This is a genomic window from Halorubrum sp. 48-1-W (assembly GCF_003287355.1).
Taxonomy (GTDB): domain Archaea; phylum Halobacteriota; class Halobacteria; order Halobacteriales; family Haloferacaceae; genus Halorubrum.
This window is the reverse complement of the sequence record NZ_QMIM01000052.1, coordinates 1-11,673: the sequence shown is the minus strand read 5'-3', so window position 1 is coordinate 11,673 and position 11,673 is coordinate 1. Positions and strand designations below refer to the sequence as shown.

Sequence of the window (11,673 nt, the reverse complement as noted above, 5' to 3'; positions counted from 1 at the left end):
CAGAAACAGCTAGCCGAGGATGCTTTGTGAGGTACTGATCATACTCATACCGTGTCGATAGACGAATGAATATACTTGCCTCGGAGGACTAGACCCCTCGTGACCGGCGAACTACGAGAATTCCGGCCGCTCTGCTTACGCGATCGGGTCGCTTGACCCGGCGTTCCGGAACACTTCGAGCCGGAACGCACACGCATCACACGTCCCACACGCTGGCTCCTCATCGCGGTAACACGACCACGTCATCTCATACGGCACGTCGGGCTCCAAGCCGCGCTCCGCAATCTCCGTTTTTGACCACTCAACGAACGGCGTTTTCAATTCAATCTCGGTCTCCGGTTTCGTTCCAACGTCAATCACGTTCTGAAAGGCGTCGAAGAACGCCGGGCGACAGTCAGGGCACCCGGAGAAATCCTCTGAGTGTGCGCCGATGAACAGTGCCTCCGAGTCGGTCGCTTCTGCGTACGATGTCTCCATCGATAACAGGTTCGCGTTCCGAAAGGGGACGTACGACGTCGAGATGTCACGGAGCCCCTCCGAGAGTCCGAAGACGATCACGGCCCGAAGATTCCGCCGTCGATTGTCCGGAGGCCGCCCAACGTACGCAGTTGTTTTATAAGTAATACCGCCATGGACTCGATCAGATCGACCACTCAAGTCAACGATTCGATCGCCTCTGGTGGATATGACCCGTCCCATTCGACCTCTTGTTCGATAGCGGCACTCACACGAACGACTTGCTGATCGGCCAGTCGATCCCCGACGATCTGCAATCCGACAGGAAGCTTTGCTTCGTCGAAGCCAACCGGCAACGAGGCGGAGGGGTTCCCACTCAAGTTCAGCGGCCACGTAAGAGTCCAACCGTGCATCGGGTGGACCGTTTCGCCGTCCACCATCGGCGCTTCAACGCTTCGTTCGAAAGCCGTCCTACCAAGCGTTGGCATGGCCAACACATCGATATCAGATAATGCCGACTGTATCGTATTGTAGATAGCCGTTCGATGCTGTCGGCTCTTGGCGATCTTCGTTGAATCGAGTTCTAGTCCGGCACGGATCCGAGAGCGGACTTCCGGCGTGATCGGCAGATCGGTCTCCAGTAAATCGACACCCGGGTCTCGACGGAGAGCTTCATACAGCCCAACGTATCTCTCTTGGAGGATCCACTCTAACACGTCATGTCGTTTCTCCCATGTTCCCTCGAAGTCGACATCGATATCGACGACCGTCGCACCCGCCTTCGAGAGGCCCTCAAGAGTCGATTCGATGACATCAAGAACGGCATCGTCGACGGGAAAATCCCCGAAATCCGAAGTGTAGCCGATACGGACGTTAGATAGAGATCCACCGAGTGTATCGCGGTACATCTCCGGCGGCGTAGGTAGGCTGTAAGGGTCACTATCGTCGGGGCCGGCCATCACGTCGAGCATCACCGTTGCATCTTCAATAGTCCGTGTGATCGGACCGAGGAACGTGTACGGTAGGTCGTTCTGGAACGCATCAGTGTGGTTCGGACCGAACGGCACGCGACCGAAATCCGGAACAATACCTACGACGCCGCACGCGCTAGAGGGGATTCGGATCGAGCCGGCCGCATCGGACCCGAGTGCGATCGGTGCTAATCCGGCGGCTACCGCCGCAGCACTACCACCTGAAGATCCGCCCGTCGTCCGTTCCGGATCCCACGGGTTTCCGGATGCTCCGAACACTGGGTTGTCAGTGACGGTCTTTCGTCCAAATTCCGGAGTGTTCGTTTTCCCGAGGATGATCGCTCCAGAGTCGCGTAACCGGGAGACGACGGTATCATCGGTCTCCGAGATGTGGTCTGTGAAGGCGGGAGATCCGAGTGTTGTTCGCACGTCTCGGACATGAGTAAGATCCTTTATCGCGACCGGAACGCCATGGAGTGGCCCGAGATCGTCCCCTCGTTTAACGGCACGTTCGGCCTTCTGTGCCGCCGCTCGTGCTTTTTCGTCGCATACGGTTACATACGCATTCAGTGTGGGGTTGATCCGTTCGATCCGATCGAGGAATGTTTGGATCACCGTTACTGGTGAGAGATCGCCGTTTCGGATCTGACTTGCGAGCGTGGTCGCGGACGTATAGCCGATCTCCGTCGTATTCGAGTCCATCTTGGAAACAATAACCTTCTATGATTAAAAACACTCACAAAAGGATAGATTCGTAACGTTATACCTCGACCAGGTGTCAGATAGAATGTAGCATCGCGGTTGGAGAATATATAAATAGACGGAACAATACTCCTTTCTATGTGGTATATTGATGCGGAACGATCCCATGACACGTTCAGAACGTTTTGGATAACAGACCAGACGGACGTGGATGGTCTACATCGAGTGATACACACGGAACCAGCCACCCGGCCACACGACCGATCGATGCGAGTCGCCGATTGTGCGTACACTCGCATGCTCGATGGTGTTGGTTACGCCATGTCTTTTAACACGGACACGGAGCTGTTGATGGACGCGACACCCCGGCTCGCGGATTACAACCGTTGTACCCCGCAAAACCAATGTCTTCACCGTGACGGTCGTTTTGATCGGATTGTAGATGCTACCGACCAGCCTCAATCATGACTCTCGACGAACGAGATGTCGAGATCCTCAAAGCCCTCTTCCAGCTGGGGGATCCGAGCACCAAGCCTATCGCGGAGCGGACGGGTATTCCGAAATCAACCGTCCACTATCGGCTTCAGAACCTCCGTGATTCCGGTGTACTCAGGAACGAACTCAATGAGATCGATCCCGACGTGCTCGGGCTCGGCGTGCGGATCATCACTCACGTGACCGCGGAATACGAAGAGGGTTATCACGAAACCGTGGGACAACAGCTACGGGATATCGAGGGCGTAGCCAGTGTTTATTTCACTATGGGAGATACCGACTTCATCGTGATCTCGTATCTCCCCAACAACACCTACGTTGAGCACTTGGTCCAAGAATTCGAGGGAATCGATGGCGTCATGAGGACCAGTTCGACGCTCGTCATCACGACGATCAAGGAAGACACCAATCCAGTTCGTGGCTACGATCTGGATTCGCTTAAAAAATTTGTGCTCTTCGAAGAGGATTGATCCCGATAACCGGACTTGGACTAGGGCCAATAGAAATATAATATATTGGCTATAATACTGTATCAGAACCACAGCTAGGATTCACAATAAACTCTTTACGCTTCGACTCGAATACCCGGTATGGCAGGTCCGCCGATAGAGATGCTACATTTCGAGGACGCACCGAACCTTGACTCCGTGCCCGGCCCGAATTCCCGAACGTTACTGGAACGCCAACAGGCGATCGATACCAGCGCAGTGGCGTATCCCGAGGACATCCCGGTTGCCCTCGACGAGGCGAAAGGCGCGACGATCCGCGACGTGGACGGTAACACATACATCGACATGTTCGCCGGCATCGGCGTACTGAATGTCGGTCACTCCAACCCCTACGTGATGGAGGCGGTACATGAACAGGCCGATAAGTTGGTACACACCATTGATTTCCCCACCGAGGCCAGATTAGATCTCATCGAGAAATTGGACGAGATCGCGCCGGAAGGACTGGCTGGAAACAACCGTGTCGTATTCGGCGGCCCGACGGGTAGCGACGCGATCGAGAGCTCGATCAAGCTTGCGAAGGCGAACACGGGCGGCGACGGTTTGATCGCGTTTCGCGGCGCCTACCACGGCGGTACGGCCGGTGCGTTGAGCCTTACTGGCAACACGAAGCTCAAAGAACCATACTCGCCGCTAGTCCCGGAGGTCGCTCACGCGCCGTACCCGAACCCCCTTCGACAGGATATGGATCCCCAGGAAGCCGTTGATCACGCACTTGAAGAGGTACAGGCCATCCTCGAGGATCCGTACGGTGGCTTCTCCAATCCGGCCGGCATTTTCGTCGAGCCCATTCAAGGAGAAGGCGGGATCGTTACGCCTCCAGAAGGTTTCCTTCAGGGCCTGCGCGACATCGCCGACGACAATGAGATCCCACTCATTTTCGACGAGATCCAGAGTGGGCTCGGTCGATCCGGCAAGTGGTGGGCCAGCCAGTGGGAGGGCGTGACGCCGGATGCGATGACGTCCGCAAAGGCGCTCGGCGGGGTCGGGTTTCCGCTGTCGGCGACAATGTACCACGAGGACCTCGACGTCTGGGACTCCGGCAGCCATGCCGGCACCTATCGCGGGCACGTCGTTGCAATGCGTGCCGGCACCCGCGCGATCGAGTACATCCAGGATCACGACCTCCTCGCGCACGCTCGAGACTTGGGTTCGTCTATCCGTGATCGACTCCGCAAGGTCAGCGACGACACCGACCAACTCGTTGAGGTCCGCGGTCGTGGGCTGTTCATCGGCGCAGAGTTCCGGGACCAGAACGGCAAGCCGGCCGGCAAGACGGTCGAAGCGATCCAGCAGTACTGCTTCGAACACGGTGTACTCGTTTGGAAGGCCGGCCGGCACAAGCACGTCCTCCGGCTCATCCCCCCGCTCGTGCTCACCGAGGAACAGGCGGATACCGCCCTCGATGTCATCGTTGAGGCTGTCGACCACGTAACTGCCTGAGTCAGCTCATCGGAGCTACAGCTTTTTTCGAGAGCCTAGGGATCACGATGAGCGAGCGCCCGCGCGCTCGTGGAAGCCATCCCCCCACCACTATTCGAAGACCATCCCGTGAGAGTGATGCCGCTCCAGAAGAGGAGTTGCGGATTCATCCAATACCTGAAGTACGGCCAGGCGTCGAGCAACCAGTCGAAGGAGACCTCGAGGATCGCCTCGTCGTTGACGTACGGTCAGCGTCATGAACGTTGACGCCCAACTGATTCCGTGGCCGTCGAGCAGTTCGAGCGCGTAGTCGAGCGGATCAGAGGCCGTACTCCGGTATCCGACGGGCGTCTCGCCGAGGAGGCCCTCGGACACTTCGAGCGCCTTCTCGATGTCCGCCGCCTCCTCCTCCTCGGACTGGAGTCGAAGTTTGAAGGATCGACGTGGCGATACCCTTGGTGACCGATCTCGTAGATGGCCCGAACGATCTCCGGCCAGTCTTCGGCCACCTTCTCGGGAACGAAGAACGTACATGGGACCTCGTACCTATCGAACAACTGGAGCAACCGGGGAACGGCGACGTTCTGTCGAAGTCCCCACGGATTCGGATCGGCGCCGTGTCTCACGTCTCGTCGCTCTCGATACAAAGTTCCAGCTCTCGTCCGCCTCAAATCTCCCGTAATATCATTCCGACACGGAGTATTCTGGGAGCAGTTCTCCGTCTTCGGCTACGACAGCACCGTTCTTAAGAACGAATCGTCGGGTCGCTTGTGCTATGATGGCCCACTGTGGGGATGGCTCATCAAAAACAACGAGATCGGCTGGATTCCCTTCTGAGACGCCGTATCTGTCCTCAATTCCGAGTGCTCTCGCCCCCTGTTCTGTGATCATTTCCCAGAGTTGATCGAGACCCTCGTTGGAATCGAACCAACGATAGTCCTCTACGAACGTGCGGTCGCCGTGGAGTTTGTTCGATTCGATCAGAGCACCTTCAAGGGAGTCGGCGTTCCCATGTGGGAAGACGAAATCCCGGTCATTGTCGGTTCCGTGTGCGAGCGTCACGTTGCTCTCAAGTAGCTTGCGGACCGGCATCGTCGGGCGCGTACTCTGATAACACGTTACGATATTCATGTCCGATTCTGTGAACTGATCGATCAACCGGTCGAGATGATGGTTGGGAAGATGGGAGAGACAGTAACAATGGCTCGCCGTGACACGATCTTCGTATCCATTAGCCTCGGTATACTCGTGGAGACGGTCGAGCGTGTATCCACCGAGCGTGCCTCCGTCTTGGATGTGTACATCGAGACCGACATCCTGCTTCGTGGCGACGTCAAACCACGCCTTGAGTGTCCGCTCGATGTCTTTATTGGCACCGGCCGGATCGCTACCGCCGACTAACGCCGGTTCCGGGGATTCGGACCCGCTGGCGAGTTCGATCGCGTCGTGTAGAATTTGTTTGCTTTCCTCCGAAGGAATATGCCTCGCCGCAGGAACTATCTGTATGTCAACAAGATTTGCCGCTACGTCCCGTGCACGAGTGACCGCCTCCACGTTCTGTAGACCGAACGTCTCGTGATTGACGGCGACGTGGGTGCGAATATAAGTGGTCCCGGCAGCGACCGCCATCTCGATGTCTTTGAGTGCGTTCTCCGTTATCTCGTCGACGGTCATCTCAGCGAAGTACTCCTCTTCACGAGGCATGATCTCCCGAAAGTCGAACGCGGAGTCGTTCCCCTTCGGGTGTCGACGTCCACAGGCTGCGAACGACTTGTCGATGTGCATGTGGCTATCGACGAACCCTGGTCCGACCAAGTCGCCACCGACTTGGATCTCGCGGTCAGCAGTTCTCTCAACGGCGTCGTCGATCTCTGCGATGACACCGTCGTCGATCGCGATATCAACGACCTGATCGCGTGCCATCAAATACGCGTTTCGAAGGATAATGTCGTATGTAGACATGAGCTTGTGTCGTATTGCGTGTCTTTCATCAGATATTCTGAATTCCATATAAATGTTTGGGATGTGGAGGCGGTAGCATTTAGCTGGATACAGGGGCTAAGCCCCCCCCCCTCAACGGAGTGACCGAAGGGAGCAGAGTAGGGTGGGGATACAGTGTCCCCGGAAATTGGGGATTTCTGGGGTACGAACGAATCACACAGAGATTCGTTAACACCTGTGAAGACTGCGCTTCCTGTGGAAACCTCCGTGTCTGCAAAGCGCGTCGTGGAAGCAGGAAGCCCTACCCTCAAGGAGCGAACGGCCTCAGCCGTGAGCGAGTAGGGTAGGGTAGTTCACATACGTGGGTTCCGTGCGAACGTTCGTAACACCCCATACTCGGAGACCTTACAGTGGAAGTCGTGAGAAGGGGGCAAATCGGTAGATAGCACATAAGCCAAATAAATTTAATGACGAATGTGTCTCAGAGTAGCATCGTTATAATACTAGATCGGCTACACTGAGTGGTCACCTACGGACTGAATGCGTCCCTTCTCATCCACCGAGTACACATACTCGTGGGGTGATCGTCATGAATGACGTGACTGCGTTCTGAGTTGCTGGATGTTCAACGAATCGCTCGGTGAGTTCTCCTACCTGTCCTTTCGAGGAGTGCCGCTTTCGTCGTCGATCGTTTTTCAAACGTATTGAGCACTCCTTGGGAGAGAACGGTTCGACACGCCCGGTAGACGTCGGGACCTGTCGTTGAGATCAAACGACCGTTGAATTGAGATCCGTTCAATATAAACTTGGCGTGGAGAGATCTTTTTTAAACGTATAACAGTATTTTTCCATTCCGGTCTGCTCGTAGAACCGATGTGCGTCTTCTCGCCAGAGGCCAGAGGCCAATTCGACACATGAGCATTCACGTTCTTGAGCCCAGGAGTCGATCCATGCCAGCAATTCGCCACCGTAGCCGTTGTTGCGGTACTTCTCGTCAACGACGAGTTCGTGGACCCATGCGTGCTTTCCGTGATAGAGATTCGTCTCGATCACGACACCCACAAGGCCGAGTATTTCATCGTCCGCGTCGCGAAGAGCGAACAGCTGATAGTCACTCTCATCTCTCATTTGTTCGACGGTTTCGAGGAACGTCTCTTCACTGACCGGCCGCAATTGTTGCATTATCGGATAGCACTCACGAAGCTCATCGGTACCGGTTACTTCCGTGATAGAGGTCGGTGCCATACGACACGGATCTCATGTAGGTGTATAAAAATTCGGCTCTGTAGTTTCGGTATACGGCGGCGGATTTTACGGGTATCGGACGCTGCGGCGAAGGTTGTAGACGGTGGCTTTCAGCAGCATTTCACGGAACTCTAGCCACCAGCTTCGCGCACGCACGGCGGAGCCGAGCGTGCGCTTGATCGACGAGAAGACGGTTTCTGACATGGAACGCTGGTGGTACCGATCACCATTCATGCGGGCGTTGTGGGCGTGATCGAGCGGATTCATGATCCGGTGTTTGATCAGCGGTCTGATGCCGTTTTCGCGGAGTTCATCGCGGAAGGCTTTGGCGTCGTAGCCGCGATCAGCAGCGAGGCTCCGCAGGTCGCCGGCGTTGCGCCGGGCGACCTGCGGGCCGATCTTCACATCATGTTTTTTGCTCGTGGTGGAGTGGATGTCGGTGATGTACAGCGTTTCGACATCCACGAGGGCGGTGACTTTCAGCGCTCGAACGCGGTAGTTCGTGCGGTTGGCGTAGTGACGGCTGGGCTGATCACGGTCGAAGCCAGTCGAATCGATAGCAGCGTGACCGGTGCGTTTCTCGGCTGACGCGCCGAGAAACGCACGCCACGTCGCGGTGGGAATCCGCTCAAACCACGTGCGGAGAACGGTGTAGTGCGGAAGTCTGGTGAGTCCGATCTCCTCAAGGACGCCGGGCATTTCAGAGAGCAAATCCACGGCGACGCGGTAGGATTTGGCCAGTTCGATGCGGAGTGTATGCACGGTGAGCATCGCCCACTCCGCGAACCCGCCTCCCCCTTCGGGGTCGGCGGGTTCGTCCGGGTTAGCGACAACTGATTTAGCCTTCGCCACCGTAACACGCGTGAAGAGACGGATTTCGGATGTCACACCGATCCGTCTCTTCGCTTTCTACCTAGATAACGGAGTCGTCGGCTTCGCGTCTAGCGAAACTACAGAGCCAAAAATTCGTACCCGTGTACGGGTCGCGTTAAGTTAGAGGACGAGGCGAACGAGTTCGAAGTGTCTATGACAGAATTCAACCACCTCAGCGAACATATCGCGTGGATCGACTGTGTCGTTTGAGAAATGTCAGACGACCTATAACACGATCAAAGTAGGGATCCGCTGTCATTTGGCCAGTATGACGCTACGCGAGGTAGGTGAGCATGTCGAAAGGTTTGAGATCGTTTGGAGCCACTTCGCTGTTCACAATTTGATCGATAAAGCCGAATTACAGCCGATCTCGACTGTTTCTGAGGATCAACTCGCGGTTGAAAAAAGATGGGTCGCCTCCGCGGACAGAAATTCTGGCTGTACAGTATGTTTGGTCCGTATACGAACGAAATCCTATATATGAGTCTCTATCCGACCGCAACGAAACAGACGACAAGACGGTTTCTGACCGAGCTTAATCAACGCTACCAACTCGATGACGTCGATTATCGCTCCCGAGCGGGCCTCGTCCGCGACCGGGATCGCCACAAAGCATATATCCGTCCTTCACTAAAGGACAGATATGAGCAAGCACTTCGAGGACGCGCGATACTACTTGGGTCGAGCCGCGGAACACGCGAAGGAGGGCGTCAAAGAGGAGCTCGAGCCGCTCCAAGAGCGGGTCTCGAAGCTCGTCGGCGACGAACCCGAAGAGGAGCCGGAGCCGTCTCGGCTGGAGAAGCTCCAGGAGGACCTGAAGGCGCTCGAGGAACGCGCCGAGGGCGAGGCCCGGGAGGCCGTACAGTCGGCCCGCGAGCGCGTCGACGCGTACCGCAAACGCGAGGAGAAGTCGTCCGAGTAGCCGCGAATCGCTCACGGGTCGGTCCGCAGACACGGGGTCCCCCGGTTCCCCCGTGACTCCGTCGGCGTAACGGGTGGGCCACCTCCCCCTTCGGTGTGTACTACGGTAGCAACACGCTCGCTCGTGGACCGATCCCTGGCGCAGATGCTATTGGGTGAGAGTCAGTAACCCACGACTGTAGTCGTGAGAGAAGTCACGGCACACTTGAAGTGGCACGTACGCCCGTAGCGTGGGGTATACCTCCTGCGAGATGGTCTCCGGAGAGATGTTCGTGTTCACATCCGTCCGAAGAACGAACGCTACTGTTTCGAATTCCGGGCACGTCGTGCGATTCGTTTGAAGGAGTGCTGATTCTAACGACGAATCAACAGACTCACGCCTGATCCAATCGATTTAACTATCGGTGCGAGCAATGGTCGGTTGAAGGGCTGGTGGTCTAGTCCGGTTATGACGGCTCCTTCACACGGAGCAGGCCCCAAGTTCAAATCTTGGCCAGCCCATCACGATGCTCCCTCAGTCACTTCTGCGTAGTCGTATGTGACACTAGCGGTGGACGAGATCTACCGGATGGAATGTCGGTCTCCCCTGGGCCTGTCGGCTCCGTCGAAATCTTCTTCTTCAGACACAGTATCGGCTGAAACAGCTGGTCGCTGAAGCGTGCGTATCGGTCGCTGAGAATTCTGCCAGCTCAGAGAGGTGTCCCAATAGTCGTGCAAGATACAGGGCGCGTCTACAGCACAACCGCGTCGGTTGTCTCCTTTTCACTCGCTTGGCAGACTCGCAATAATCGATTCGGTGAGAGCCGGCTCTAGTCCAGTGTCCCGGTATCCCGCTGCGAGATTGACGTCGACAGCCCAATACTGGCCGTCGCCATCTTTGACCAAGTCAACCCCGACACCCCGAAGGTCGAATCGTTCAACAAGTTCTCGGAGCGACGCTGTAAGTGCTGGCCTGACCTCTATCTGCTCGAGGAACTGTTTCTCCCCGTAAAGCTTCGAGGTGACGCGCCGCCCCGCGACGTGTATTTCTGACCCGTCGTTGACGGCGTAATACTTGTAATCGACTGGTTCAGTCGGAATCAGTTCCTGATAGAAATCTCCCTCGCCGTTGAGTTCGGGTTCGTCGTTCCAGATGTAGTAGCCTTTAGCGACGTACTCGTCATCAGGTTTCTCCAAGGAGACTTCAGGCGTGAGAAATCCCATCTCCGAAAGCGCTCGAAGACCGACAAGCCGTGAACTGAACAAAATCACCGCCTGCAAGTTGTTCCACAGCACTGTCCCCGTCCGTCGAGCATGCCTGAGAGTCGGGAGTGCACTCGGGAGTGTCTTCTTGTTAACTATCAACGAGAGGTCCGCGACCTGTTCTGGTGAGAGGGATGATTGGGGATTGAAGAATCGAACCTGAAAGCCTGCATTCCGAAGACGCTCGGCTACGTCGCTGAACACCGGCTTGTGCCTTTGACACAGGATGCCGATGCCGCAATTACGTTCCATACGGCTCTACAGGGGTGTTCAAGCGCGAATTTGAATAGTATTCGGGTGTGTAGCGATTTCAGATAACAGACATCACGAATGGGGATAGCCCAACAGGTGTGAACACACTGGCCAGTCCTATCGACTCAATACGGCGGGCGCATTTATTCGTGTAGGCTGTGTACTACCTCTTGTATGCCTGAAGAAGTCCTGTTCAAATCAGAGAGCAACCAGAGTCGAGAAGAGATCGCATCGTACCTTCGGAAAGTCGCGGACAATCTCGACAGCGGCAACGCTATCGAGCTAAAAGCAGGCTCCGAATCTGTAACGCTGAATCCCCCTGCCCGACCGACCTTCGAAGTCAAAGCTGAACGCGAAGGCCCGGCTGGCAATATGACTGAACGAAGTATCGAGTTTGAACTCGAATGGGACGAGAACGACGGTGAGGAGGGTGACGGAAGTGGTCAGTTAGAAATCGAGTAGTCACTCCGCGCGCACGCTGAGCAGGTGATTCGGGAGAACAGGTCTGGAACAAATAGCATCGCCGTGCTGACTACACCCTCTGTATCTCGCACCCAGTTTCCGACGGGGTGTGGGTAGATCGGTAAGATCAGTACATCACAAAGCCGGTTAGTTGAGGCGTCTGCTTGCTGAAGGTGTGTCTA

10 protein-coding genes, 1 tRNA gene and 2 pseudogenes are annotated in these 11,673 nt (G+C 56.0%); 6 read left to right on the top strand and 7 right to left on the bottom strand.

Features of this window, described 5'->3' with window-relative positions:
* Positions 1–135 precede the first annotated feature (135 nt).
* Both DQW50_RS17200 and DQW50_RS17195 read right to left on the bottom strand, forming a co-directional pair.
* A pseudogene (locus tag DQW50_RS17200) lies at positions 136–525 on the bottom strand (7-cyano-7-deazaguanine synthase); the annotation flags it as partial.
* 128 nt (positions 526–653) lie between these two features.
* On the bottom strand, positions 654–2,129 hold the full coding sequence (locus DQW50_RS17195) for an amidase (protein WP_112080483.1): 1,476 nt from the start codon (positions 2,127–2,129) through the stop codon (positions 654–656).
* A 464-nt stretch (positions 2,130–2,593) separates the two neighbouring features.
* Here DQW50_RS17195 and DQW50_RS17190 point away from each other — a divergent pair, with 464 nt between their 5' ends.
* From DQW50_RS17190 to DQW50_RS18570, 3 genes are all read left to right on the top strand, one after another.
* On the top strand, positions 2,594–3,094 hold the full coding sequence (locus DQW50_RS17190; protein WP_112080482.1) for an Lrp/AsnC family transcriptional regulator: 501 nt from the start codon (positions 2,594–2,596) through the stop codon (positions 3,092–3,094).
* A gap of 120 nt (positions 3,095–3,214) precedes the next feature.
* Positions 3,215–4,576: an aspartate aminotransferase family protein gene (locus DQW50_RS17185; protein WP_112080481.1), complete on the top strand. Its 1,362-nt coding sequence runs from the start codon at positions 3,215–3,217 to the stop codon at positions 4,574–4,576.
* A 261-nt stretch (positions 4,577–4,837) separates the two neighbouring features.
* Entirely contained in the window at positions 4,838–5,017 is a 180-nt protein-coding gene (locus tag DQW50_RS18570; protein WP_241964476.1) for a hypothetical protein, read from the top strand.
* Between the two features lie 50 nt (positions 5,018–5,067).
* Here DQW50_RS18570 and DQW50_RS18905 read toward each other — a convergent pair.
* The 4 genes and pseudogenes from DQW50_RS18905 to DQW50_RS17165 form a co-directional block, all read right to left on the bottom strand.
* Positions 5,068–5,181 (bottom strand): annotated as a pseudogene (locus DQW50_RS18905) (hypothetical protein); the annotation flags it as partial.
* Between the two features lie 58 nt (positions 5,182–5,239).
* Positions 5,240–6,478, bottom strand: a complete 1,239-nt coding sequence (locus DQW50_RS17175) for an amidohydrolase family protein (RefSeq protein WP_198664716.1) — start codon at positions 6,476–6,478, stop codon at positions 5,240–5,242.
* Positions 6,479–7,291: 813 nt separating this feature from the next.
* Positions 7,292–7,741 (bottom strand): GNAT family N-acetyltransferase, encoded by a 450-nt coding sequence (locus DQW50_RS17170; protein ID WP_112080478.1) that lies wholly within the window; start codon positions 7,739–7,741, stop codon positions 7,292–7,294.
* Between the two features lie 66 nt (positions 7,742–7,807).
* On the bottom strand, positions 7,808–8,629 hold the full coding sequence (locus tag DQW50_RS17165; RefSeq protein ID WP_112080477.1) for an IS5 family transposase: 822 nt from the start codon (positions 8,627–8,629) through the stop codon (positions 7,808–7,810).
* A gap of 628 nt (positions 8,630–9,257) precedes the next feature.
* Between DQW50_RS17165 and DQW50_RS17160 the strand changes: the two genes are divergently transcribed.
* Both DQW50_RS17160 and DQW50_RS17155 read left to right on the top strand, forming a co-directional pair.
* A complete protein-coding gene (locus tag DQW50_RS17160; RefSeq protein ID WP_112080476.1) occupies positions 9,258–9,536 on the top strand; it encodes a hypothetical protein in 279 nt (92 codons plus the stop codon).
* A 425-nt stretch (positions 9,537–9,961) separates the two neighbouring features.
* Positions 9,962–10,036: transfer RNA gene (locus DQW50_RS17155), tRNA-Val, on the top strand.
* A gap of 261 nt (positions 10,037–10,297) precedes the next feature.
* On the opposite strand, the gene DQW50_RS18565 is transcribed toward DQW50_RS17155, so the two are convergent.
* Positions 10,298–11,029: a hypothetical protein gene (locus tag DQW50_RS18565; protein ID WP_241964475.1), complete on the bottom strand. Its 732-nt coding sequence runs from the start codon at positions 11,027–11,029 to the stop codon at positions 10,298–10,300.
* A gap of 174 nt (positions 11,030–11,203) precedes the next feature.
* Between DQW50_RS18565 and DQW50_RS17145 the strand changes: the two genes are divergently transcribed.
* On the top strand, positions 11,204–11,491 hold the full coding sequence (locus DQW50_RS17145; protein WP_112080474.1) for an amphi-Trp domain-containing protein: 288 nt from the start codon (positions 11,204–11,206) through the stop codon (positions 11,489–11,491).
* The last annotated feature ends 182 nt before the right edge of the window (positions 11,492–11,673 follow it).